The organism is Taibaiella helva, from assembly GCF_003545695.1.
Lineage (GTDB): Bacteria > Bacteroidota > Bacteroidia > Chitinophagales > Chitinophagaceae > Taibaiella > Taibaiella helva.
Window position 1 is genome coordinate 199594 of the sequence record NZ_QUZZ01000003.1, and the last position, 26928, is coordinate 226521.

The 26928-nt window shown below is 53.0% G+C and carries 15 protein-coding genes; 8 read left to right on the forward strand and 7 right to left on the reverse strand.

Going from position 1 to position 26928, the window contains the following annotated elements:
- The first annotated feature begins 4 nt into the window (after positions 1-4).
- The 4 genes from ftsA (at position 5) to chrA (ending at position 5444) form a co-directional block, all read left to right on the forward strand.
- The gene (gene ftsA / locus DZC79_RS06205; RefSeq protein WP_118950691.1) at positions 5-1438 is read left to right on the forward strand and encodes a cell division protein FtsA; all 1434 of its coding nucleotides are present in this window, start codon (positions 5-7) and stop codon (positions 1436-1438) included.
- 145 nt (positions 1439-1583) lie between these two features.
- Entirely contained in the window at positions 1584-3212 is a 1629-nt protein-coding gene (gene ftsZ, locus DZC79_RS06210; RefSeq protein WP_118950692.1) for a cell division protein FtsZ, read from the forward strand.
- Positions 3213-3353: 141 nt separating this feature from the next.
- On the forward strand, positions 3354-4193 hold the full coding sequence (locus tag DZC79_RS06215) for an MBL fold metallo-hydrolase (RefSeq protein ID WP_118950693.1): 840 nt from the start codon (positions 3354-3356) through the stop codon (positions 4191-4193).
- Between the two features lie 33 nt (positions 4194-4226).
- A complete protein-coding gene (gene chrA / locus DZC79_RS06220; RefSeq protein WP_118950694.1) occupies positions 4227-5444 on the forward strand; it encodes a chromate efflux transporter in 1218 nt (405 codons plus the stop codon).
- Positions 5445-5822: 378 nt separating this feature from the next.
- Here chrA and DZC79_RS06230 read toward each other — a convergent pair whose 3' ends face one another.
- The 4 genes from DZC79_RS06230 to DZC79_RS06245 all read right to left on the reverse strand — a co-directional run bounded on the left by DZC79_RS06230 (position 5823) and on the right by DZC79_RS06245 (position 13487).
- The gene (locus DZC79_RS06230; RefSeq protein ID WP_118950696.1) at positions 5823-6374 is read right to left on the reverse strand and encodes a hypothetical protein; all 552 of its coding nucleotides are present in this window, start codon (positions 6372-6374) and stop codon (positions 5823-5825) included.
- 616 nt (positions 6375-6990) lie between these two features.
- A complete protein-coding gene (uvrA, locus tag DZC79_RS06235) occupies positions 6991-9732 on the reverse strand; it encodes an excinuclease ABC subunit UvrA (RefSeq protein ID WP_232831769.1) in 2742 nt (913 codons plus the stop codon).
- Positions 9733-10043: 311 nt separating this feature from the next.
- Positions 10044-12146 carry an NAD-dependent DNA ligase LigA gene (gene ligA / locus DZC79_RS06240; protein WP_118950698.1) on the reverse strand — a complete coding sequence of 701 codons (2103 nt, stop codon included), beginning with the start codon at positions 12144-12146 and terminating at the stop codon, positions 10044-10046.
- 108 nt (positions 12147-12254) lie between these two features.
- Positions 12255-13487 carry an aminotransferase class V-fold PLP-dependent enzyme gene (locus DZC79_RS06245; protein WP_118950699.1) on the reverse strand — a complete coding sequence of 411 codons (1233 nt, stop codon included), beginning with the start codon at positions 13485-13487 and terminating at the stop codon, positions 12255-12257.
- Positions 13488-13626: 139 nt separating this feature from the next.
- Between DZC79_RS06245 and DZC79_RS06250 the strand changes: the two genes are divergently transcribed.
- Entirely contained in the window at positions 13627-14820 is a 1194-nt protein-coding gene (locus tag DZC79_RS06250; protein ID WP_118950700.1) for a glycosyltransferase family 4 protein, read from the forward strand.
- A gap of 12 nt (positions 14821-14832) precedes the next feature.
- On the opposite strand, the gene DZC79_RS06255 is transcribed toward DZC79_RS06250, so the two are convergent.
- Positions 14833-15390 (reverse strand): hypothetical protein, encoded by a 558-nt coding sequence (locus DZC79_RS06255; protein ID WP_118950701.1) that lies wholly within the window; start codon positions 15388-15390, stop codon positions 14833-14835.
- A 248-nt stretch (positions 15391-15638) separates the two neighbouring features.
- Here DZC79_RS06255 and DZC79_RS06260 point away from each other — a divergent pair, with 248 nt between their 5' ends.
- From DZC79_RS06260 to DZC79_RS06270, 3 genes are all read left to right on the forward strand, one after another.
- The gene (locus tag DZC79_RS06260; RefSeq protein ID WP_118950702.1) at positions 15639-18746 is read left to right on the forward strand and encodes a tetratricopeptide repeat protein; all 3108 of its coding nucleotides are present in this window, start codon (positions 15639-15641) and stop codon (positions 18744-18746) included.
- 28 nt (positions 18747-18774) lie between these two features.
- A complete protein-coding gene (locus DZC79_RS06265; RefSeq protein ID WP_118950703.1) occupies positions 18775-20424 on the forward strand; it encodes a TonB-dependent receptor in 1650 nt (549 codons plus the stop codon).
- 63 nt (positions 20425-20487) lie between these two features.
- Complete coding sequence (locus DZC79_RS06270) at positions 20488-21450, forward strand: hypothetical protein (RefSeq protein ID WP_118950704.1); 963 nt, start codon at positions 20488-20490, stop codon at positions 21448-21450.
- Positions 21451-21560: 110 nt separating this feature from the next.
- On the opposite strand, the gene DZC79_RS06275 is transcribed toward DZC79_RS06270, so the two are convergent.
- Both DZC79_RS06275 and DZC79_RS06280 read right to left on the reverse strand, forming a co-directional pair.
- Entirely contained in the window at positions 21561-25475 is a 3915-nt protein-coding gene (locus tag DZC79_RS06275) for a trifunctional MMPL family transporter/lysophospholipid acyltransferase/class I SAM-dependent methyltransferase (RefSeq protein ID WP_118950705.1), read from the reverse strand.
- 5 nt (positions 25476-25480) lie between these two features.
- Positions 25481-26911, reverse strand: coding sequence for a cation:proton antiporter (locus DZC79_RS06280; RefSeq protein ID WP_118950706.1), 1431 nt, complete (start codon positions 26909-26911; stop codon positions 25481-25483).
- Positions 26912-26928: the final 17 nt, after the last annotated feature.

Genomic DNA, 26928 nt, shown 5'->3' on the forward strand with positions numbered 1-26928 from the left:
CGTTATGAATAGAAAAGAACAACCCATCATCGTCGGCCTCGACATCGGTACCACCAAGGTAGTTGCTATCGCCGGTCGCAAAAATGAATTCGGAAAACTGGAGATACTGGGCTTCGGCAAGGCCGATTCAGCCGGCGTAAGCCATGGTGTGGTGCTGAATATCGAGCAGTGCATCCGCTCTATCGAGCAGGCTATCGATAAGTGTATCCAGTCCAACCCTAACCTCGAGATTAATGAAGTGTACGTCGGTATTGCCGGTCAGCACATCAAGAGCCTCCAGACCAGGGGAGACCGGGTACGTTCTATGACTGACGACGAGATCACCAAAGAAGACATCGATATGCTGATCAAGGATCAGTATAAGACCTATATCCCTGCCGGAGACCAGATCATCGATATCATCCCGCAGGATTTCATGATCGACAATACGCCCAATATCCTCGACCCGATCGGTATGAGCGGTATCAAAGTAGGCGCTAATTTTCATATCGTTACCGGGGACCGCAATGCGATCCGCAACATCAAGCGTTGTGTGGATAAATCGGGTCTCAAGACAAACGACCTGGTGCTGCAGCCCCTGGCTTCGGCGGCGGCGGTAATGAACAATGAAGACCTGGAAGCGGGCGTGGCCATTGTCGATATCGGCGGCGGTACGACCGACATGGCTGTGTTCTACGATGGCATTCTGCAGCATACCGCAGTGATCCCTTATGCCGGTACCAATATCACCAACGATATCCGCCAGGGGCTGGGCGTGCTGCGTGCGCAGGCCGAAGCGATGAAAGTTCAGTTCGGCATGGCGCTGGCTGATGAGGCGAAGACCAATGCCTATATTACCATCCCGGGTCTGCGTGGCTTGCCGCCCAAGGAAATATCGGTGAAGAACCTGGCCCATATCATCCAGGCCCGTACCGAAGAAATACTCGATTATGTGATGTATCACCTGAAGCAGGTGAACCTGGATAAGCGCCTGTTCGGTGGTATCATCCTTACCGGCGGCGGCAGCCAGCTCAATCACCTGATCCAGCTGACGGAATACAAGACAGGTCTGGGTGCGCGCATCGGCCAGCCCAACGAGCACCTGGCCGGCGGCCATCATGAAGCGCTGAATCATCCCATGTATGCGACCTGTATCGGCCTGATCCTTCGCGGCTATTCCGATTTCGAAACCGGTAAGCTGAATTTCAACAGTAGCAACAAGGAGATCAGCGTCATGAAGGAAGCACCGTCCAAAGATATCTTTATCAAGATGGAGCTGCCTAAGGAGGGAAGGCACGTGGAAGAACCGGCTGCCGTTGCTTATGAAACACCCGAGCAGCGCGCAGAAAAGCAGGAGCGGAACAACAAGCGCTCTGAAACGATCAAGAAAGTCTTCAACCAGATCAAGAACGGCTTCATGAGCTTTTTCGAAGAGCCCGAAGATCAGAAGATGGAATAACAACGGTGTTCCGGCTTAAAAGAAGAAGGTTTGAGCCGTCTATATAAAGCGCAAATGAGCAAGCCAGTTACTAACCCCATTAATTACTAACCCATCGATCAACATTCTGTATAGAGTGTAGACAACGTTAAAACAACAGTAGCATATGATACACTTTGAAATCCCGAAAAATCAATCATCGATCATCAAGGTGATCGGTGTGGGCGGCGGCGGCGGCAACGCAGTAAATTACATGTACAACCTGGGTATTGACGGTGTGGATTTCATCGTCTGCAATACGGATTCACAGGCTCTGGCCCAGAGCCCGGTACCCAATAAAATACAGCTGGGGCCTCACCTCACGCAGGGGCTCGGCGCGGGCGCCAATCCCGAGATCGGTAAGCAGGCCGGCGAAGAGTCGGTGGATGAAATATCCAAGATACTGAAGGTGAATACACGCATGGCCTTTATTACCGCCGGTATGGGCGGTGGTACGGGTACGGGCGGTGCGCCCATCATTGCCAAAGTCTGCAGGGAGCTGGGTATCCTTACTGTTGGTATCGTAACCACGCCCTTTGCCTATGAAGGCCGCAAACGCCTGAAGCAGGCGCAGGATGGCATTGCCTCCATGCGGGAGCATGTAGATACCATCCTCATCATTTCCAATGATAAGCTGCGTCAGCAGTACGGCAACCTGCCCTTTACCCAGGCTTTTTCCAAAGCGGACAATGTGCTGGCTACGGCAGCCAAGTGCATCACCGACCTGATCACTGTCGATGGTAAAGTAAACCTCGACTTCAACGACGTGCAGACGGTAATGAAGAACGGTGGTGTGGCGATCCTCGGTAGCGCCATGGCCAGCGGCGAAGGTCGTGCGCGCCAGGCGGTAGAAGAAGCGTTGAGCTCACCCCTGCTGAACGACAGCGAGATCGAAGGTGCACAATGGATCCTGCTCAATGTGACTTCAGCATCTGGCGACCACGAGCATACCCTGGACGAGCTGGAGATCATACAAGGCTATGTACAGCAGCAGGCGGGCAATACCTGCGATATCATCCTCGGTATGGGGCACGATCCCAACCTGGGCGAGAACATTGCCGTAACCATTATCGCTACCGGTTTCCATCATCACGAGATCAATGTCGATATCCTTGAGCGGAAGCAACCGGTACAGGAAAAAATCGTTGTGCCCCTGGGCCAGGCCGGAGCGGAAGCCCTGGTAGAAGCCAAAGCGCCTGAACTGCCTAAGCCGCAAGCTGACCCTATGGCCCCGGTACTGGTGGAAGCGCCAACCGCTTATTATCAGCAGCCTGCCCCTGCTCCGGAACCCATACCGGTAGCAGAGAACAGAACCACCTTCAACCTGGAGCTGCCCAAGGCGGAAGAGCCTAAAGCACCGCAAGAGCAGCAAAAGCCCCAGGAATACAAAGCACCTGAGCTGGAGCTGATCATCAAAAATGAGGAACAGCCTGCGCCTCAGGAGACTGTAAAGAGAGGCGAACGCTACCTGACCTCGGAAGAGATCGAAGAACAACGCCGCTTTGAAGAGCAGAAAAAAGCATTGGAAGAGCGTGCCGACCGCCTGCGCCGCATGAGCTTCAATATACAGGGCAGCGAGAATGCCAATGAAGTGGAAAATGTGCCAGCCTACATGCGTCGCCAGACCAACCTCGACAATACGGTGAATTCTTCGGATAACTTCCTGTCAGGCTATTCGATCAATGCAGACAAGGAGGGTAAGCAGGCTAACATCAGTACCATCAATACGTTCCTCGATGGCAAGAAACCGGATTAGTGATTGATCCGCTATATGGCTAACAAAAGGCGTTCCGGTTCCGGAGCGCCTTGCCTTTTATAAGATAGCCGTATAAACTTAAAGGCAGGCTTGGCATACCCTGATCTATTTACTACTTTTATTCCCTTAAAAGATACCTTTATGCAGCTGTATACGATCGATACCGGCCTCTTCAAGCTCGATGGCGGCGCCATGCACGGCGTAGTGCCTAAATCCTTATGGAATAAGCTCAACCCGGCCGATGAGAACAATATGTGTTCCTGGGCCATGCGCTGCCTGCTGATCGAGCAGAATAACCGCCTGATCCTCGTTGATACCGGTATCGGTAATAAGCAGGATGAAAAATTTTTCGGTCATTACTACCTGCACGGGAACGATTCGCTCGAAGGCTCGATAAAGAAGCATGGCTTTGCCTTGAACGACATCACCGATGTATTCCTTACCCACCTTCATTTCGACCATGTGGGCGGCGCCGTAAAGAGAGCAGGCGAGCGCCTGGTACCCACGTTTGAAAAGGCGACTTACTGGAGCAATAAGGCACATTGGGATTGGGCGGTTCATCCCAACGACCGGGAGAAAGCCTCTTTCCTGAAAGAAAATATCCTGCCCCTGGAAGAAAGCGGGCAATTGCAATTTATAGAGACAAAGGAAGGAGAGGAGTGGCTGCCGGATTTTCGCATCCGTTATGTGCAGGGACATACAGAAGCCATGATGCTGCCCCAGCTCCGCTATAAGGACAAGACGATCCTTTACGCGGCCGATCTGCTGCCCAGCATGCACCACATTCCCTTGCCCTGGATCATGGGCTACGACATGCGCCCGCTCGATACGCTGAATGAAAAGAAACGGTTGCTGGGAGAAGCTGCGGCCGGAGACTGGCTCTTCTTCTTCGAGCATGATTATAAGAATGAGCTGTGCAGCATACAGCAGACGGACAAAGGCATTCGTTCCCACGAGGTGCTCCGGCTGGCTGAGCTTTAGGTACCGGTCTTATTTCTAGCTTTATTCTGACACATGTTCCTCCGGCACATCCCTTTCCTCAAGGCGGTCTTCGCCTACTCGCTTACGGCCTTCGGCGGACCGCAGGGGCATATCGGCATGATGGTAAAGACCTTTGTCCGCAAGCGTAAAGATGTAACGGAAGAAGAGCTGATTGAGTATAACTCTTTTTGCCAGATGCTGCCCGGTCCTTCGTCGACACAAACGGTGATGCTGATCGGCTGGAAGCGCGGAGGTATCCCGCTCGCCATCCTTACCTTGCTCATCTGGATACTGCCTGCCACCCTGCTCATGTCGGCCTTCTCCTTCCTGGTTTACTTCCTGGATACAAAGTCGATACAGCAGAACCTGTTCCTGTATGTACGACCTATGTCGGTAGGTTTCGTCTGCTATGCTGCCATTAATATGATGCAGCGTAGTGTGTCCAATAAAGCGACCATGGCTATTATGATCGGCGGTGCTATACTCACGGTGCTCATCAGATCACCCTGGCTCTTTCCAGTATTGCTTCTCGTCGCTGGTATCCTTACCAATTTCAGCAATAAGCGTATTGTGAGTAAGGTGGAAAAGCCCAAGCCGGTCAGGTGGATCAACTTGCTGGTGTTTGCCCTGGTGTTCCTGGCCGCCGGTATCGTCAGCGAAATTGCCCGGCGGCAGCAATGGGAGCACCGGCGTATCGTGAACCTCTTCGAGAACTTCTACCGTTTCGGCAGCATCGTCTTCGGTGGCGGCCAGGCATTGATCCCTATGATGCTGGTCCAGTTCGTTACCCTGCCGGCCAAGCGCGGACTGACGCCCTACATGACACCTGGTGAGCTGATGACCGGCTTCGGCCTGGTGCAGGCGATGCCGGGCCCGGTGTTCTCGGTATGTGCCTTTGTGGGCGGACTAGCGATGAGTAAGTTCGGGCCGCTATGGCAGGCTGCCGGCTGCCTGGTTAGCATCATCGCTATCTTTCTTCCCAGCACCCTGCTGCTGCTTTTTCTTTTTCCGGTGTACCAGAACCTGAAGCAGCATGTGGTGATCTACCGCTCGCTGGAAGGCATTAATGCCGTGATCGTCGGTGTCATCTGGGCTTCCGGTATCATCCTCTTTATGGAGATCAACAGGGCTGGTTTTGACTTTATGAGCCTAGTGGTGGTTATTATCACCTTTTGCCTGTTGCAGTTCACCCGCATACCGGCGCCGCTCATTGTGCTGGGCTGGCTGTTGCTGGGCTGGACGCTGCATTGATATCATAAACAAAGACGAGCTTTTTCAGGAGCTCGTCTTTTGTCATCTGTCAGTTGCAAAAAAGTACGCAGGAAGCTTCCCGCACAGTATCACATTTGCAGGTATAATCCTGGCTTCCGCACCCGGCCGTTTCAAACTGGCATCCCGGATCGAGGGTGACATCAACGGGCGGAATGCAGCCGGCATCGCCACAACTGTAGCGGGAGAAGGCATCTCCGGCCTTGATTTGAGCAATGCCCAAGCGGCTTACAACAGATTTGCCAAGGGTTAGCCTCTTCAGACTTATTTGTCTTTTCTTCATAAAATGATGTTTCCCGCAAAGCTGGAAATTTTCTCCAGGCTGGTCAATACCATTCTATGGGCATATTCCGCTACCCCTTATCGGGGAGGCTTCTTAGTAGATTTGGATTTTTTCACCGGCTCTTTCTTTGGCGGATCGACAGGCATGATCATACCCATGATCTGCGGCCTCAACGTATCGACTTGCGGTACGGGTTGTGGTTTGGCTGTATCGGCGGGTTGCACTATTGCCGGTTCGCCCAGGAGGCGCTGTTCCGCAGGCTGCTGCTGCGTTACTTTGATCTTACCCAGCATTTTCTGCGCCTGTGCTTCCTGAGTATAACCCAAGCCGAAGCAAAGTACGATCACCGCCGCTATTTTGCGTAGCAATGGCATCGCCGAACTTAATACGCCCTGCAATAGTTCCTGCTGTGATGGCGCCGGCGCTGTCGTTACCTGTTCGGCATTGAAACGGCCACAGACCCGCTCCCCATTTTTGTTTTGCAGATAGGCAAGGATACTTTCCTTATCCCATGTAGAGAAGTCGATTACCGTCTTGCAGCAGCTCAGGCAGTGCCTGCCTTGCTCTTCAGGCAACATATGGTCCCAGTTCTCATGACAGGGCTTCGGAATCTGGATGCTCTTATTCATGTCCATTGCTTTTTATAACAACAGGATGAGCGGAATCGAAGGATTCCATAAAGGGAAGAGAAAAAAATACTGGCGCTGGTTTGCCAGATGACATTATGTAAGTAAAAGGTGTGTCATTTTTTGGTGATAATCGTACCTAAAATGCCCTTTTATCCTTGATGAAATGGGCTCAGGCAGAAAGTTAAGAGTAATGGAAATTAAGTATAAATATTAGCGAGCTTTAAGAGCATCTTCCCCATTGTAGAAGGTAAAGCAAAGGGCTATGCCGATGCGGCTTACACTACAGACACAGGTTGCGCAATTTTATAGATGGGCATCTCTTTCCATGCTATAAGGCTCCGTAGGAGCAAAACCAGAACAGCTAAGAAAGATCTGAATTCAGCCGCTGTTCAGGCCGTTGCAGGTCCCGACCAGTCTCTGGCCGTACCGGTGCGGTTCAAACTTTCCTGATAACTATCTGGGTATTCAGTCACCAGTCAGGGCTTTGATAACAGTCACCAGTCAGGGCTTTGATAATCCTGTCAAAAAATACCTTCTTGTCTGTAAGGGTTGAACAAGGGAATGTCTAAATGATATAAAATGAATCGCGGCCACCTATAAGATGGCTGCGATTCATTTATAAATATTGTGCCGTATAGCTTTCTTTGACTTTTTTAATACCCTCCGGCTCGCCGCTGTACAGCAGCTGTCCGCCGGCGGCGCCGCCTTCCGGGCCGATATCAATGAGCCAGTCGGCATTGCGGATCACATCGGTATTGTGCTCGATCACGATAATGGAATGCCCGTGCTCGATCAGCTCGTTGAAAGAGCGCAGCAATTTATTGATGTCGTGGAAGTGAAGGCCGGTAGTAGGCTCGTCGAAAATGAACAGGATCTTCTCCTTGGTAATGCCCCTGCCCAGGAAAGAAGCCAGCTTCACGCGCTGCGCCTCGCCACCGCTCAGCGTATTGCTCGACTGCCCCAGCTTTACATAGCCTAGGCCTACATCGCTTAAGGGTTGCAGCTTCTGGGCCAAAGTTGTCTCTTCTTTGAAAAATTCGATGGCCTCATCCACGCTCATCTCCAGTATGTCATGGATGTTCTTTTCACGATAGGTCACTTCCAGCACTTCGTCTTTAAAACGCTTGCCTTTACAGCTTTCGCACAGCAGGTGCACATCGGCCAGGAACTGCATTTCCACGATCACTTCGCCCTCGCCTTTACAGGTATCGCAGCGGCCGCCATCTACGTTGAAGGAAAAGTGTTTGGGCTGGAAGCCGCGCATTTTGGCTACCCGCTGCTTCGCAAACAGGTTGCGGATCTCGTCGTAGGCCTTGATGTATGTAACGGGATTACTGCGGCTCGATTTACCGATAGGATTCTGATCCACCATTTCCACCTGGGCGATACTTTTCAGGTCGCCGCCAAGTGCACGGTGTAAGCCCGGCCGCTCGGTGCCTTCTCCGAAATGCTTCATCAGCGCAGGATACAGGGTTTGCTTCACCAGCGTGGTCTTGCCCGATCCGCTCACACCTGTAACCACACAGAGCATGTTCAGGGGAAAAGCCACGTCGATATTCTTCAGGTTATGCTGACGGCAGCCTTCGAGCTTGATGAACTGGACCGCTTTGCGTTTGACCGGCTTCAGCTCTTCCTTGCGGCTGATCACTTTTAGTGCGCCTGAAAGGTATTGTCCGGTAAGGCTTGCCGGCGCTTTCAGTATTTCGGCATAGCTGCCGCTGGCAATCACTTCACCACCCAGGTGCGAGGCCAGCGGGCCCATATCGATAATGTGATCCGCTTCTTCCATCATCATCTCATCATGTTCTACCACCACTACTGTGTTGTTGAGGTCGCGCAGGTGCTTCAGCACTTTGATCAGCCGGGCGGTATCCCTGGGATGCAGACCTATGCTGGGCTCGTCGAGAATGTACAGCGAATCGGTAAGATTGCTGCCGAGAAATTTGGTGAGCTGTATACGCTGGCTTTCTCCGCCGGAAAGCGAGTTAGCCAGGCGGTTAAGCGTGAGGTAGCTCAAGCCTACATCCAGCAAGGTTTTCAGCCGCTGGTTGATCTCAGTAAGGATACGGGTTGCTATGGTTTTTTCATGCGGTGTCAGCTTGACCCGCTCAAACCATTCATTAAGGTCGGATACCGGCATATCGCTCAATGCGGCAATGTCCTGGCCGTTGATCTTCACGTACAAGGCATCAGGACGCAGTCGGGTTCCCCGGCAGGTAGGGCATTTGGTGCGGCCCCTGTAGCGGGCCTGCATCACACGGTATTGAATCTTATAAAGATTCTCCTCGACCATTTTAAAGAAATCGTCGATCCATTTCTGTAGAACGCTGGCTTGCTCTGCATTCAGCTCGGATATTGCCTTATGGATAGGGAAACCTTTTTTGCCTTCGGTACGAATAAAGGCGTCCTTCCATTCCGACATCTTTTCGCCTTTCCAGCAAACCACTGCATCTTCATATACGCTCAGGCTTTTGTCGGGAGTTACCAGGTCTTCGTCGATGCCCAGTATCTGTCCGAAGCCCTCGCATACCGGGCAGGCGCCGTAAGGATTGTTGAACGAAAAAAAATTGGGAGTGGGCTCTTCAAAGGTCATGCCGTCGGCCTCAAATCGGTTGTTGAAGCCATGCAGCTTGGCGCCGTCTGTTTCCAGCAGGCACTCGCCATCACTTTCGTAGAAGGCCGTTTGCACACTGTCGGCAATGCGATGCAGGTCATCCTCATCAAAGGTCTCTTTGGCTACGATACGGTCGATCAGCAGGTAGATATGGGCTTTAGCGCCGGGCATCAGGCTGCTGTCTTCCAGCACATCTTCAATACGCACCACTTCGCCCGCTGTATTTTTCTTTTCCTGTACATAGATCCGGGAAAAGCCTTTCTGCAGCAGGATGTTCATCTCTTCGGCGGCATTACGGCCGCTCAGCGTGCGGAAAGGGACCATGATCTGCACCTTCGTTCCGGGAACTAGTCCCTGGATGAAGTCGACCACATCAGTCACGTCGTCCTTCTTGACTTCCTTGCCGGATATGGGCGAATAAGTGCGGCCCACGCGGGCGTAAAGCAGGCGCAGGTAATCCTGTAGCTCAGTCATCGAGCCTACGGTAGACCTGGGTGTACGTGTGGTTACCTTCTGCTCGATAGCGATGGCCGGGCAAATGCCTTTGATGAAATCGACATCGGGCTTGTCCATACGCATCAGGAACTGGCGTGCATAGGCGCTAAGGCTTTCCGCATAGCGGCGCTGGCCTTCAGCAAACAAGGTGTCCATAGTCAGGGACGATTTGCCCGAACCGGAAACGCCGGTAACCACCACCAGTTTATTACGGGGAATGGAAACTGTAATATTTTTAAGGTTATGCATGCGTGCACCCTGTATCACAATGGCATTCTGCTCTGGTGCGGCCGCGGTTGTTTTTGTTCTTTTTTTCGGAGGGGCTCCTGTTGCTGGCATCGATTATTTTGCTTGAATTAAAACAGGCTTCGGGGTAAACCTGTGCTACGATATTTGGCAGGTAAAGTTACGACATGAGGGCCGCAGCCCGATATTTTTTTGTCGATCTGCATATTGCCGCTTTCCCGGCGAATAGATGCTTATATATTATTTTATGTTCATATGTAAAAATGCCTTCCCGGAGCCGGGAAGGCATTTTGAATTAAGTCAGGGACGCAAGCTTATTCTTTGATCAGTTCCAGGAATTCCTGCTCGGTCAGCACCTTAACGGTGCCTAACTTCTTGGCCTTTTCCAGCTTGGAGCCTGCATCTTCGCCCACCACCAGGTAATTCAGCTTGCTGCTGACACCGCTGAGCAGCTTGCCGCCGCGCTCCTCTATCATTGTTTCCGCATCGCTGCGCTTCAAATGAGACAGGGTGCCGGTAAACAGGAAAGTTTTCCCGCTCAGGGCGCCGTCTTCGGCGGCAGCATTGCGTTTGTGGGTATTGGTCAGCGTAAGGCCAAGGGCTTCCAGCTCATTCAGCAAATGGATGTTCTCATGGGTCTGGAAAAACTGGTGTACCGAGCCGGCTACTTTGGGGCCGATATCTTCCAGGGTGCACAATTGCTCCACGGACCAGGTGGCGAAATCCTGTAGGTGATCGATGGCATTGGCCAGCGTCTTGGCAGTAGTTTCGCCCACATAGCGGATACCCAGGCCGAAAATGAGCCGGTTAAGGGGCTGCTGCTTGGACTTTTCAATCGCTTGCTGTAGGTTCACTACAGACTTCTCGCCGAATTTATCCAGCTGCCGTATCGCATCGAAGTCGATCTTGTAAATGCCGGCAATATCTTTCAGCAGGCCCATCTCGTAGAAGCGGCGGATATTGGCATCGCCCAGGCTGCGGATATCCATCGCATCTTTGGATGCGAAATGGATGATGCGTTCCACTACCTGTGCCGGGCAGCTGAGGTTGATGCATCGCCAGGCCGCCTCGCCCTCCGGCTTGAACAGGTCTTCGCTGCATACAGGACATTGCCGGGGAAAGATGATCTCCTGCTCGGTGCCGTCGCGCAGCTCGGGATTGGATTTAACGATATAGGGGATCACGTCGCCGGCGCGTTCTACCAGCACTGTATCGCCGATCTTCAGGTCTTTCTCTTTAATCACCTCTTCGTTGAACAGGGATACGCTGGTTACGGTAACGCCGCCGATGGGTACCGGGTCGATCTTGGCTACCGGTGTAATGCTGCCGGTACGGCCTACCTGGAACTCCACGCGCTGCAGCTTGCTGGTAGCCTGTCGCGCCTTGAATTTGTAGGCGATGGCCCAGCGGGGATGATGCGTGGTCATGCCCAGCTGATCCTGTATGTCGAGGTGATTGATCTTGACCACCATACCGTCGATCTCGAAAGGAAGGTCGTCGCGGCGCTGTTCAAAGTCAAGGCAATACTCAATCACCTCATCGATGGTGCTGCAGCGTTTCATGTTCTTTACCGGAGAGTTGAAACCCATGCTGTACAGCCATTCCAGCGTACCATAGTGCGTCAGCAGCACTTCCGGGTCGGGCTGATTGTTCTCCGTGGTATGATAACTCACATGATACAGTACGGCGCTGAGGCCTCTCTTCGCTACTTCCCTTGGGTCGAGCATGCGCAGCGTGCCTGAGGCGGCGTTGCGCGGATTGGCCAGGGGAGGCAGGCCTTCGGCTACCCGCTGCTCGTTGTATTTTTTAAAAGTTTCTTTATGGATGATCACCTCGCCCCTGATTTCCAGCGACTGAACGTGCTGCTTCGACAAGGGCGCCGATAGCGGGATCGATTTGATCTGTCGGATGTTGGGTGTAATATCTTCGCCCATAATGCCGTCGCCGCGGGTAGCGCCCCGTACCAGCTTGTCATCTTCGTAATACAGCGAAATGCCCGCCCCGTCGTACTTAGGCTCTACTGTGTATTCGATGTGCCCTGTTTTGGCGCTCTCCCGGCAGCGGCGGTCCCATTCCCGCAGATCATCTGCATTATAGGAATTTTCCAGGCTGAGCATCGGTACCAGGTGGGCCACCGCATTGAACTGCTCGCTGAGGCCCAGCGCAATACGCTGTGTAGGCGAATCGGCCGTGACCAGGTCAGGATTGGCGGCCTCTATGTCTTTCAGCTGCCGGAACAGCGCATCGTATTCCACGTCGGCCAGCACCGGGTTGTCCTGTACATAATACTTCCAGTCGTTGTAATTGATTACAGCCCGAAGGCGGTCTAATTTCTCTGCCGGGCTTTCCTTGTCGGTCTGGCCCAGCAACTCTTTCGCCCAGAGGGACAGGCGTTGTTCATCTTCGGGTTGGTACATGTGGGTCGTCGATATAAGCTGTAAAGATAATTGTTTGCGGTCAACACCAGTGCAAAGCCCGGTGAGCATCGCTCACCGGGCCGGTAAATATTATCAGTTATATTGGTACTATTGTAGCATAGCTATGCCTTTGCGGATACCTTCCACCAGGCGGTCCACTTCTGCTTTGGTATTGTAGAAAGAGAAGGAAGCCCTCACGGTACCCGGTATGCCGAAGAATTCCATTACGGGCTGGCAGCAATGGTGACCGGTGCGCACGGCAATGCTTTGCTTGTCGAGCAATTCGCCGAGATCGAAAGGGTGGATGCCGTCTACGAGGAAGGAGAGGGTAGCGGCCCGCTCTTTGGGATGCCCGATGATGCGCAGCCCCGGAACGGTTTGCAGCTGCTCCGTAGCGTATTGCATCAGCTCGTGCTCGGCTTCGATGATGGCATCGAGACCGGTCTCGTTCACGTAATCCAGCGCTGCGCCGAGGCCGATAATGCCGGATACGTCGGGGGTTCCGGCCTCAAACTTAAACGGAAGATCGGCCCAGGTCGTTTTGGCAAAAGTCACCTGCTTGATCATCGAGCCGCCGCCCTGGTAGGGAGGCATTTCATTCAGCAGGTTTTCCTTGCCGTAGAGCACGCCGATGCCGGTGGGCGCATAGATCTTGTGGCCGCTGAAGACTAGGAAGTCCACGTCCAGCGTCTGCACATCCACATGCGTATGTTGTATGGCCTGGGCGGCGTCGAGCAGCACGGGCACCTGGCGCGCGTGGGCGCGGTCGATCAGCTTCTGCACAGGATTTACCGTACCCAGTGAATTGGACACCCAGGTGAGGGCTACGATCCTTGTCTTTTCCGTAAACAGCTTTTCGTACTCATCCAGCACGAGGTCGCCGTTGCTGTCCATCGGAACAACCTTCAGCACCGCGCCGCGGTCTTCACAGGCCAGCTGCCAGGGAACGATGTTGGAATGGTGCTCCATGGCCGAGATGATAATTTCATCGCCGGGCTGCAGGAATCTTTTACCAAAGGAATAAGCGACCAGGTTAATGCTTTCCGTGGTGCCACGGGTAAAAATGATCTCGTGCTCGTGCCTGGCATTGATGAACTGTGCTACCTTCCGCCGGGCCGCTTCCTGTGCATCTGTCGCTTTCTGGCTAAGGAAGTGCACGCCGCGATGCACATTACTGTTGTAGCTGCTGTAATAGTCTTCCAGCGCCTTCAGCACCTGTACGGGTTTCTGGGTCGTAGCACCGTTGTCGAAGTACACGACCGGGCGGCCGTATACCTGTGTATTCAGGATGGGAAAATCCGTTCTTATTTTGGCTATATCGAGCTTTGTCGTAGCAGACATATCGTTTTGTTTTATGAATGATGCCCTTGTACCGCCGCTGAATTATGCAGGCGGGCAGCATGGCCTGCAAAGTTAGGCAAAAGGGAAAGGGAATCGTTATCTTGCAGCGCCAAATCTCATATCGTTTCTCTATTTGCCTATGAAGATCCTGCAGCTGGTTAACCGGGTTCCCTACCCCCTCAACGATGGGGGCAGCATCGGTATTCACTACTATACGGAAGGCTTCCTGCAGGCAGGCGTGTCGCTCAGCATGCTGGCCATGAATACGACCCGGCACTGGGTCGATGTGGCGCAGCTGCCGTCGCTGTACAAGCAGCTGGCACATTTTGAGGCGATAAAGGTAGATAACCGCATTAAGCCTCTCTACGCCTTTTTGAACCTGTTCAAAGGCACTTCTTACAATATTGACCGTTTTATTACTCCGGAATATGAGCAGGCTCTGGTACGGCTACTGCAGCGCGAAACTTTTGATGTGATCCAGCTGGAAGGCTTGTACCTGGCGCCTTATATTCCGGTCATCAGGCGATACAGCAAAGCAAAGGTCAGCATCCGCCAGCACAATATCGAATACCGCATCTGGGAACGACTGGCCGCGCAGGCCCGCAATCCATTGAAGAAAGCTTATCTCGGGCTGCTGGCGCGCCGGCTGAAGCAGTTTGAGCTGCAGCATCTGCAGGACTACGATCTGATTCTGCCTATTTCCCGTGAAGATGCCCGTCTGTATAAAGCCCTGGGCGCACAGCAACCTATGTTCCTGCATCCCTTCGGCATCGATGTGGACAAAGTGCCTTATTGCCCTTCGGATCATCAGCCGCTGAGCCTGTACCATATCGGTGCCATGGACTGGCTGCCCAACCAGGAAAGCATGGACTGGCTGCTCGAAAAAGTAATGCCCCTGGTGCGCGAGCGGCTGCAGGAAACAAAGCTCTACCTGGCGGGACGTAACATGCCCGAGCGCTACCTGCGGCTGAAAGCGCCGCTGGTCGAGGTGTTGGGAGAAGTGTCCGATGCGCTGGCCTTCGAGCGGGACAAAAGCATCCTTGTCGTGCCGCTGCTTTCGGGTGGTGGGGTACGGATCAAGATATTCCAGGGCATGGCCATGGGCAAGACCGTCATTACCACACCTGTGGGCCTGGAAGGTATAGATGCGGAAGACGGCGTACACGTGCTCCTCGCCCGGACGCCGGAAGAATTTGCCCGCCGGATTCTCGAAGTAGTGGCGCAGCCGGAAAAAATACAGGAGCTGGGTGCCGCAGCGCGCAAGCTGATGGAGGAACAATACGATCGTAAGCGGCTGATCGCGGCGCTGCTGGACCGGTATGCCGCTTTATAGCATCATTCCGCTTTACTCGTTCAGCTTCCTGAGGCTGCCGTCGAGATTGTAGACAAAATTGTAGCTCTTGTTCTGCTTTTTACTCTCGAAGGATATGGAATAGTAGATCCCTTCTTCTTTTGTGTTCATCTGGGTGCTGGCCTTGATCTGCGCCAGGATCACCTGCGCATCGTCGGCGCCCTTCGCCGCCAGCTGTTTGCGCGAGGCCTCCATCAAGTCGCCCAGCTTGCCCAGGCTCACTTCCTTGTCGAGCTGGAACATGAACGATTTGGGTTCCGCGCCTTGTATCGATAGGGTAATATCCGCCTTTTTGTCCCAGAAACCATGAAACTGCGACCATTGCTCCTGCTTCAGCGAATTGGGATCCTTGGTCATATCTATCGTTACGACATCATCCGAGCCGCCGCTGTTGGCCAGCTCAACGCTGGTGTACCAGGCCTCGGCATTGAATTCTTCTTTCAGCTCCTTATTGAGCTTTTCCATGCCCGCGCGGTTATGTTCAAAGCCGCTTTTGCAGGAAAACAAAAACAAGGGGGTCGCCAGGAACAGCGGCAGGGAACGTAAACGCATAGTGACGTGGTTTTTGAATGTGGTGTAAATATACTGATGAATGGGCTAAAAGGAGGCCGGCTGGTCTCTTTTTTCGTCCTCGTGTTAGGCAATAGCAGGCACATCCGGTCTCTTTCCTGGCTAACAAATCTTTATATTTTGGTTACACAAAATACAGGGGCCATTTCTTTATCTTTGCTGCATTTCAAAAAAGATTAAAATCTAATATTCAGTAAGATACACTGTTTTACGTTAAATACGAGCTTTGAATGAGCGCATCTTTGAAACGCCTTTTTTTATATTCCGGCATCCTTTCGGCCGTCTCCTTCACCTCGCTCGCTCCCGATGCTCTGGCCCAGGTACCGGTAAGCAACCGCGGCGAATACGCCCAGCTGAAACATGGCGTGGAGCAATTCCAGCAGGGGCACTATGTGCTGGCTGCAGCTTCCGTAACTGATTTTCTCAAACAACCCTTCCAACCTACTGAAAGCCTGAACAAAGAGACTCTGCTGCTGGCGGTGCAGCAGGCAAAGTATATACTCGCGCTGAGCAACCTGAAGAGCAATGCGCGCGGCGCTGTAGAGGAGATTACCCGTTATATCGATGAAACGGTAAATCCCGTATACCGCCAGCGGGCTGCCTTTGCCCTGGCCCAATACTATTTCCAGCAGAACAACCTGCCGGCAGCGATCCGTAACTATGAGCTGGCGGGTATCGATAACCTCAGCAACAGCGAGATCGCCGATGCCAAGTTTGAGCTGGCTTACTGCTATTTCAACGAGCGCGATTTTGATAAAGCCAAGCCGCTGTTTGCCGTGATCAAGGAGCTGCCAGACAACAAATACTACGATGCCGGCAATTACTATTACGGCTTGCTGGCTTATAATGACAAAAACTACGGGGAAGCGTTGAAAAGCTTTGAGCGCATTCATAACCAGGATGCTTACAAAGACATTGTTCCGTATTACGAAGCCGAGATTCTTTATTTCCAGGGTAAGTACGATGAGGTGCTTACTTTGTCCAACCGCTACCTGCGTAAGAAGGACAAGCTGTTTTACGATAAGGAAATGCGCCTGCTGACGGGACAGACCTTATTTGAGCAGAAAAAATTCAAGGAGGCGCTGCCTTATTTTGAGTACTATTACGATAACTCGGAAAAGATCAGGAAGGAGGAGCTCTATGAGCTGGCCTATGCTTACTACCGGCTGGAAAAATGGCCCCAGGCGATCGAAAAGTTCCAGCCCCTGAGCAATGCGCAGGATTCGCTGGGACAAACGGCCATGTACCTGCTGGGCGATTGCTACCTGAAGACCGGAGACAAGAAAGGGGCCCGCAATGCATTCGGCATTTGCGCCGATATGGATTTCAGCGCTACACAGAAAGAAGCGGCTTCTTTCCTGTATGCCAAACTTTCTTATGAGCTGGGTAGCGAAAGTATTGCCACCCGCAAGCTGTATGATTTCCTGAAACAGTATCCCAATTCTACTTTCACAGGTGAAGCGCAGAAGCTGCTGACCGGCCTGCTGGCCAAAAGCAGCAATTACAGCGAAGCCTTTGCCATTATGAGCGATATGGCGGTGAAGGACAATGCAACCTGGGCGGTGTACCAGCAGGTAGGACTGGGCCGGGCGCTGCAGCTGATGCAGAACAACCAGTATTATACGGCCGACAGTGTGCTGAACCTGACCCTCCAGCAGCCGATCAATCCTGCATATGAAGCGATCGCCTATTTTTGGAAAGGCGACATCGCCTATCGTGAAAAGCGCTACCCGCAGGCGGTGCAATACAGCAAATCCTTCCTTGCTAAAGCAGCCGGGCAGGAGGAAAGCATCCGCCGGATCAGCCCGCAGGCTACCGTTCCGAATGCGAACCTGAATATCGGTTATGCCGAGCTGGAAACAGAGAATTATGGTAATGCCCGAGACGCTTTTGCACAGGCGCAAAAGAACAATGACGGTAGCAACAGCCAGATGGTATCCGACGCGGTTGTGCGTGAAGCAGATGCTATGTTCATGCAGAAAGATTTTGATAAAGCAGCACAGCTGTACGATAAAGCAATTGCCGGCAATGCCGGAAATCCCGATTACGCCCGCTACCAGAAGGCCCTGATCCTGGGCTTGCAGAATAAGCAGGAAGAAAAAGTGACCCTGCTGCAGGGTATCGTGAGCAAGACGCCGCCTTCGGAATACAAGAATGATGCGCAATACGAGCTGGCGGTATCTTACCTGGAGCTGGACCGGCCTGCCGAGGCGATCACCCTGCTGCAAACCGTTTCGGGAAATGGCGCCATCAACGACAACCTGAAAGCCAAAGCCTTGCTCAAGCTGGCTTACGCTTACCAGGAGGCCAACCGCAATGATGAAGCCATTGCTACTCTGAAGCGCTATATAGCCGATTACCCGTCGGCTACCGACCGGAACGTTGCCCTGGAGGCGCTACGGAACCTGTACATCGCCACCAGCCAGCCGGAGGCCTATGCCGCCTTCCTGAAAGAGAACAACATGCCAGCCCAGGATGATGCCGGTGTAGAACGTACTTTCTATGCGGTTGCGGAAACGGAATATGGTAACAGCAATTGGAGCAAGGCCACCCAAGCCTTTTCCAAATACCTCGGCCAGTTCCCCAATGGCGGTATGGCGACGAAGGCGCATTATTATCGTGGTGAATCCTACTACCAGATGAAGGACCAGGCCAATGCTCTTGCTGATTTTGAAGCGGTGGTGAACGGCGGCTGGAGCGACTTTACCGACGAGGCCGCTGCGAGGGCCGCAGATATTACGTTCCGGAACAAGGATTATGCTGCTGCGCAAAAATATTATACCGCCCTGCGTAATGCGACAATGGATAATACCAGCCTGCAGAAAGCCTATGCCGGCTTGCTGAGGTCGTCGTTTGAGCAGCAGGCTTACGCAGCTGCAGACGCCTATGCCGATACCCTCATCAGTCTTCCCGGCGTGAACAGCGCTGTGCTGAACGAAGCACAGCTGTATAAGGCCAAGGCACTGCAGCGGAACAATAAGCTGGAGGAGGCCAGGGCACTGTACCAGGTGATCGATAAGAAAAACATAGGAGAGGCCAGCGCCGAAGCGCGTTACCGTGTGGCCGAGATCCTGCTGGCGCAGAAGCAGCTGAAAGAAGCCGAAACCCAGGCCAGCTACGCTGCACAGGCGGCAGGCGGCTCGGACTACTGGGTCGTTCGTTCGTTCCTGTTGATCGCCGACATCCTCACCGAGCAAAAGGATTATTTCAATGCGAAGGCCACCCTGCAAAGTATTATCAAGAACAACAAGGATAAAGAAGTAAAGGACGAAGCCAACCAGAAGCTGGAAAAAGTGAAGGCGCTGGAGAAAGAGAAATCCAAACTGACTGAAGAATAATCCTTGACGCGCTTAATCCCATTTATTAATGAACCTGATCTGTAAATATATTCCCTTCCTTGCCGGAGCGCTTGCGCTGACCGCCACGGCGGCCCATGGCCAGCAACGGAGATCCGATACCACGATCGCGGGACAAACGATCGAGATTACGCAGTCGTACAAGCCGGAGATCGCCAGGCCGGTGAAGCCGGTGATCACACCCACCCTGCCCAATATCGATACCACGCGTCCGCGCTTCCAGTACGAAGTGCCACAGCAGACCCTTAGCTATACCTATCACTCGGTACCGATACGGCCGCTGGCGCTGGGCCGGCAGGACCGGATAATGCCTTTTCAGAATTATATTAAGGCCGGTTTCGGCAACCTGAGCTCCATCTATGTGGATGCCGGTGTGGGCAGCCTGCGCTCGGAAGAATATGAAACCAGTTTCCATTTTTCCCACCTGTCGCAGAAAGGGCCGCTGACCAACCAGCAATCGTCCCGTACGGGCTTCGATGCGACCGGTAAGTATTATACCGGAGGGCATGCCTTAAGCGCGGAGCTGAATGTGCTGCGTCGGGGCAATACCTTCTACGGTTATGATCATGATACCTTTGATTTTGCGAAGAACGGCATCAAGCAGGTGTTTACCGGGGCCAATGTAAAAGTAGGCATGGAAAATACCGAAGCCAACCGCTGGAATATCTGGTATAAGCCCATGCTGGAATTCGGTATGTACAGTGATAAGTATAATGCCAGGGAAAGGGTTTTTGCCTTCGATGTGCCCGCCAGCATCGCTATCGATTCTACGTTGAGCTTTTCGTTGGGTGTGAGGGGTAATTTTACCCAGTTCAAGAACGATTCCTCCAATATCGGGAATAACCTGATACAAGTCAATCCCGCGTTGGATGTGCATTTCAGCAATACCAGCATTCATATCGGCATCAGCCCCACCTGGGGCAGGGACAATACCTGCTACCTGTTGCCCGACCTGCGCCTGAAAGCCAATCTCTTCAACAGCGGGCTGGCCCTGGTAGGCGGCTGGAAAGGCGACCTGGTACAAAATACCTACCAGCAGCTCAGCACCAAGAACCCTTTCCTGTACAACATCTACGATGTAAAGCAATCCAAGACCGACCAGGTATACGGCGGCTTTGAGAGTGCCCTGGCGCAGCACGTATCTTTCGGCGGTACCCTGAGCTGGCGGCAGTGGAAAGACCTGGCTTTGTTTGTGAACGACTACGGGCTGAGCACTGACGGTAAGCAGTTTGCCGTGGTATATGACAGCAAGGTGCAAGCCATCAGCCTGGATGCTTTTATCCGCTACCAGGTGGGTAATGTATTCGGACTCAGCGCCAGCGGTACCTGGTATAATTTTTATAAGACCACTACTTTCGATAAGGCTTTTCACGAGCCGATGCTGCGATTGGGTGGCAGCATGTACATTCATCCTCTACAGCAGCTGCACATTAATATCAACGGCGACTTCTGGGATGGTATCTATGCTATGGAGCGCAACGGCGACAGCCATAAGCTGAAGGCTTTCTTTGATCTGAGCGCCGGCGCGGAATACAATATTATTCCCCGTTTATCTATATTTTTACAATTGAATAATATCCTGGGCACGAAATACGAGCGCTGGAACCAATACCAAACCTACGGATTCAACATCATCGGCGGCCTGCGCTTTAAATTTTAAAGCCTTGCAGCCATCAAAAGCATTTAGCAAAAACACATTACAGCATACAACATCGTAATTGAAATGGATATAGCCAACTATGTAGGATTGTTTCTCCTGAAAAATGAATACTGTTTCATGCCGGGTATCGGGAGCCTCCAGGTAGAGAAGCGGCCTTCTGTCTATGATAAAGAAGCACAGAAGATGACTGCGCCGGTCTACGAGGTGAAATACCGACAGGCAGGAGGCTCAATCGACGATTCCTTTGCCAATTTCATTGCCAACAATGAGCGGATCAGTATTGCCCATGCTGCCAATCATCTGAAGGATTTTTGCGCCCGGGCGCGCATGGATCTCCGCGAAGGGCGTGAAGTGATCATACCCGGTATCGGCAAGTTTACGGGCGGCGCCAATGAAAGTATCCAGTTCGTTACCGATCCGCAACTGCAAATCGAAGGTAAGCCTATTCCCTTCTTCAGGAACAGCCCTGCCGTGAACCAGAAAAAGGAAGAAGCGATCAGCAATATTATTGAAAGAACAAACATACGCGAACCGAAAGCCGATGAAGAGATCGAATACAAAGCGCCCTCGGTGAATTGGGGTAAGATCATTGCTTTGATCGTAATCCTGCTGATCGTGATCGGCGGTATTGTCTACCTGTTCATGTACCTGAATAAAGACAAGACTGCTGAAAAACAGCAGCAGGAAGCAGTACAGCCTGCTGAAGCCAGCACTGGCGGAGAACAGCGGGCCGGAACAGCGCCTGTATCTCCGGATACCGCTGCCAACACTGCGTCTTCACCAGCCCCATCTGCAAGCACCGATGGTAGTTATAAGGTCGTATTGCAACAATATCCCACAAGAGATAAAGCGGAAAGCAGGGTTGCCAAACTGAAATCGTATGGCAACAATGTTGAGCTCTATGCAATGGATTCGACCAATTATTATGTGGTGATGCCTGTAACGGCAACCGCTGATACAACCCGCCTGATCGACTCATTGAGAAGGCAGTTCAATCCTGGTGGTAAGGTGTTTATTGTGCGCTAATAATCATTCTATTTGTATTATATCGAAGGCAGACTGAATGGTCTGCCTTCGGCTTATCCGGAAAGGTCCCGGTAATTAAGTTGGAATACATTTCTTCCAATAGTTCCGCATTAAACCTCCCGCTTATGCAGCACGAAGATCAGGTTGCTGGTTTTCCGGGTCAGGTCCAGGGTGGCAACGCTCATGTTTTTCTCCGCAGCCCACTGTTCTATAAAGGCCCTGCTCAGGAAGTGCAGCGCATTCTGCGTTTTATTAAAGCCCAGTATCCGGGTCGACCATACTTCTGTCCGTTTGGTGCCTTCGTGCCGCTCCTTCAGCTCCTTTATGCCGTCGCGCAGGATGAGCACGCCTCCGGGTGCCAGCGCTGCGTAGCATTTATCCAGCACTGACTGTTGCTGCTCCGGAAGAAGGTAATGCAGCACATCGCTGATGATGATACCCTGGCAGCTTTCCAGCTCGTATTGCGTAATATCGGCCTGTTCAAAGCGAATGAGAGGTGCTGCATCTCCAGTAGCAGATGCGGGTATCTGCTGTTTTTTGTACTTGCGGTATTGCAGCTTCCTGACTTTCTCCCGCAAGTAGTGATGCTGCGCGGTAGTGATCTTACCTTCATCGTAATCGACACCGATGAAGTGTCGCTCTTCCGAAGCCCAGTGCAGCATATAGGTCATGAAGCCATAGCCGCAGCCCAGGTCGTAGAACCGGCCTGCGCGGGGCAGCAGCTTATGGAACGGTTCGTAATTGTCTTCCAGCTTTGTTTTGATGCGGCAGTACCATTCCAATACCGGGCCTTTGTAAATGTTGCCTTTAATGATCTGCTCGCGGAAATATCCCGGCGTCTCGTTGGCTTCTTTTTCTGCGGCGAACAGCTGGCGGAAATGACGGCTGATCATTTTCGTACGCTGGCTGTAGCCTTCTCCGAAAGCGGGATCACCGGAACGGATATGCGGATGGAGCGTTAATCTCGTCGTGCCATCTTTCAGCAGGAAGTCGCCTTTCTGCATGGTATAATGTACACCGTGAAGCACCAGCGGGATCACATCCAGCTGCAATTGCTCGGCAATATAGAATGCCCCTTTGTGAAAGCGATGGATCGTGTCGTCATAAGAACGCGTGCCTTCGGGAAAGACGATGATCCCATAGCCGCGTGCTACCAGGTCCCGTAAAGGTTCTATGCTGTCTTCCGCGCCGTCGGCAACCGGGTAATACTCTGCCATGCGGACGATCTTGCCGAATACCGGCGAACGCCATACCCAGCGATTGGTCAGCAAGACCAGCCGGGGATGCAGCATGGTCGTAAGCAGGATATCCAGGAAGGAAGAATGATTGGCGATATACACCGCCGGTTTGCTGAAAGTCTCTCCGTTACGGAATACCTTCTTGGTCACATTGGTCATGATATACATCACGCTGCCGGTGTACTTGCTGAGGAAGTAATGGAAGAGATATTTGCTCCTGGCTTTGCCGAAAGGCTTCAGTCCTACGAGAATCAAGCCCGACAGGGTCACCAGCATGCAGCCTGTGAAGAAGTAGATGAAGGAAAATACCGATTTGGAAAGGCTCCATAAAGTGAAGGGCATAAACCCCTTGTCGGCTCTGCGCTGTATCATGAAATTGAACAGGAAGGGCTGCAGCACCTGCGATACGAATACGACGCTGAGCAGGCCCAGCATGGCGATCACGGCAATGGAATGCAGCGCCGGGTGCTTGGCAAAAATAAGTGTGCCGAGACCAATGAGGGTCGTGAGTACAGATAGGTATACAGCCGAGCGGGCATGGTTGATCTTGCTCTCGCCCGTACGGTATTTTTCCATGAGGCTGTCCATCATAAAAATGCTGTAGTCGTCGCCCAGGCCAAAGATCAAGGTCGAGATGATAATGTTGACGATGTTGAATTGCAGGCCCAGCAAGCGCATAATGCCCAGTATCCATACCCATGTGAGAGCCATGGGCAGGAAGGAGATCAGCGCCAGCTCGATGCGGCCGTAAGCAATGAGCAGCGCCAGGAAAACCAGGAGCCCCGAATAGAGCAGCAGCTTATTGAAATCCTGCTGCAGCAGAGCCAGCAGCCGCTCCGATACGGCCTGCTTGTCGGTGGCCGTTATGGCCTCGCTGTCTGTAAAGGCCTGCAGTACGGCTTTACGGGCGCCCGGTGTTACTTTTAAGGCAGCTATTGCATAATGCAGCCCGCCCTTTTCGTTGATGTTGTTGGGGAATAGCTGCAGCATGAAGTTTCTTGCCGCTGTGTCGAATGGCGTATACTGCTGCTGCAGCGTTTCTCTGAAGCCGTCGAAAGCATCGGCGCTGAAACCTTCAGCCCTTGCGGCAGCGGCTACCGCAGCCAGGGTTGTGGTTTTCCGGTCTTCATTCCAGAAGCGCTGCCAGCGCTGTATCCTGGTGCGCTGCTCCTGTTCGGAAGGTAGCAGCAGCATAGGGTTGAGGCTGCTGCGGACCAGGCCTTTTGTATGGAGCGCGCCTATGGTTGCGGTAGCGGTTTCCAGCTTCTGAGCAGCGCCTTCTGCGCTGGCATCTTTCGCTACCACGAACACCGAGCTGAGCGCATAGGCATTGTTGTGGTTAAGCTCATCCTGTGCGGCTTTCAGCTCCGGCGACATATAATTCAGGTGCATCAGGTCGCTGTCGAACTGCACTTTCCCGGCAAAGTACCAAAGCACAGGAGTGGCGCAAAGCACCAGGGCCAGCAACCATTTGTTCCCTTCAGGCCGCAGCGTGGCCAGCTTGTCGATCAGGTTAGGCCCGGAAGGGATGTGGGTATTGTCTGTTTGTCCTTTGAGCAGGTGAGGCAGGAAGACTAAGGTAAAGAAAGACGCGCCGGCAAGACTGGCTGCGGCAAACAGGCCGAGATCCTGCAGCAGCGGTGCATTGGCGAAACGAAGCGCCAGGAAGGCGCCAATAGTGGTAATGGCGCCAAGCGTCAGCGGGAAGACGAGCGTGCGCACATTCTCCCGCATATCGGGATGGCTGCGGGCATGGCTCATAAAATGCACAGAAAAGTCGATGGCGATGCCGAGAATGATCGCTCCCGCGCCCAGCGCGATGACAGAAACGCTGCCTTGCACCAGCGCAGTAACTGCGAGGCCGAACACCGCTCCGAACACCACCGGAATCATCAGCAGCAGGGGCGCGCGCTTGCGCCGGAACACATAGAAGGTGAGCGCCAGCAGCAACACAACGGTAATGCTGAGTGTAAGTATTGTATCTGCCCGCATCTGAACGGCATTGCCCGCGGCCACGACCGGCCCGCCAAAGTAGCTGATATGCAGTCCCGGCTGGTTTTTTTGCCATTGTGCCAGCAGCATATCGACCTTTTTGAAAAAAGCAGCATTCCTGCCGGTCTCTGAGGCCGGGTGTACGAGATCGAGCAAAAGGGTCAGCCGCTTGCCGTCCTGGCTGAAAATATAGCCGTTGTAGAGCTCGTAGCCGGGATCGAACTGTAGAGCCTGCAGCTTGCGAAAGGCCAGCGGCACGATTCCAACCGGATCGCGGGCGATCCATTGTTTGGCGACCATGCCCGCGGGAGAGAGCAGTATCTTATGCTCTTTGGCTAAAGTGGCTTTCACCAGCCCCGGCTGTATCAGCGAATCGATGGTACGGTAATCCTGTTCTTCCAGCAGCAGGGGCAGGTATTGCAGGGCGAGGGCAGAGAACTGTTGCTCCTTTTCCTCATCGATCTGCGATTGTATCGCTTTGATGTAGCCCTTGCCGGTTTGGGTAAGCGCCTGTTCCAGGGCCTGGCTGGCGAGGATCAGGCTGTCGGGATTGCTGATTGCAGTGTCGGTAAAGGATAAGCTGAAAATGATCTGTTCTCCCGTTTTGGTCTTGCTCAGCACCTCGTTCATAGCTTCTATAGAGGGATCGTGCGGGATCATCTTATTGATGTCATCGACAAAACGGATGCGGGCAGCGCCAAGGATGCAAAGGGCGAACAGGGAAATGAAGCAAAGCCAATATAGTGTTTTGTGCTTTGCCAGGTAGTCATATAAGGAGGTAAACAATGCCCGCATAGTCGTCAGACAGCTGAGCCGGCAGGGTGACCGGCTGTTTCTTTTTTAAAGATTTTATGGATCAGGTCCAGCAGGGGACCGGTCATCACGGTAGTGACCAGGGCCATGATCACCAATATGGTGAAGACCTGCGGTGTGATAACGCCCAGGTCGTAGCCGATATTGAGCACTACCAGCTCGGTAAGCCCGCGTGTATTCATTAAGGCGCCCAGCTTAAGGCTTTCGCTCCAGCTCTGGCCGGTAAAACGGGCGGCCAGGGTGCTGACGCCGAATTTGGCCACCACGGCGATCACGATCACTACCAGGCACAGCAGCCATAAGCCGGGGCTGTTGAGCAGGCCGATCTCGGTCCGTAGGCCGGTGGAAACGAAGAACAAGGGAAGCAGCAGGAACAAGGCAACGCTTTCGATCTTTTCGATAATGAAGTTGCGGAAGCGCATATCGGCGGGCATCACAATGCCTGCCATAAAGGCGCCGAATAGCGCATGGATCCCTATAGCATCGGTAAGGTAAGCGGAAGCAATGAGCACAATGAGGTATATGGCCAGCACACCGGCGGGTAACTTTGCTTCTTCGTTCTGCTTCAGCGGCTTGCCCAGTAGGGGTTTCACTACTTTCAGCATCAGCAGCACATAGGCAATGGACAACAGTATAGTGTAGGTGGCGCTCCAGATGCTGCCGGCTTTTACCACCGCGATCACCAAAGCCAGGATGCACCAGGCGGTAACATCGTCGGCGGCAGCGCAGGTAATGGCAATCGTGCCCAGGTTGGTTCTGGCCAGCTTTCGTTCCTGGATGATCCTGGCGAGCACGGGAAAGGCGGTAATGCTCATAGAAATACCGACAAAAAGAGCATAAGACAAAAATTGCACCCCTTGCGGCGCATGATCGCGGTAGGTGAAGTACGCCAGGCCCACACCCATGGTAAAGGGCGCAACGATGCTGGCATGGCTGATGACAACGGCTGTATTGGTCTTGCCCCTGAGCATACCCAGGTCAAGCTCCAGACCCACAATGAACATGAAGAGCACCAGGCCTACCTGGCTGAGAAGGTTGAGGGTGCCGAGCGATTGCGGGGGAAACAGGAAGTGGGATACACCGGGTAAATAATGCCCCAGGAAGGAAGCGCCGAGCAGGATCCCCGCGATCATTTCACCGATAACGGCGGGTTGCTTCAGCTTGCGGCACACGTAGCCCATAAAGCGGCCGGCCACGAGTATTGTAGTGATCTGCAGCAGCAGCACCGTCAGCGGGGCCTGTATATTGGCCTTCAGCACGGCAGTAAAAGGCTGGCCGGTCGGTCGTTTGCTCTCGATAAGCGAAGGGATGGCCTTGTTCGATTGGAGCTGGCTGCCCCGGTCGATGGTCATCCAGATCAGCACTATGGCAGCGGCTACAGTAATCACATAAAAAAGCAGGTTTTTGTAACGTTTCATAGGTTGTAATGGCCGGG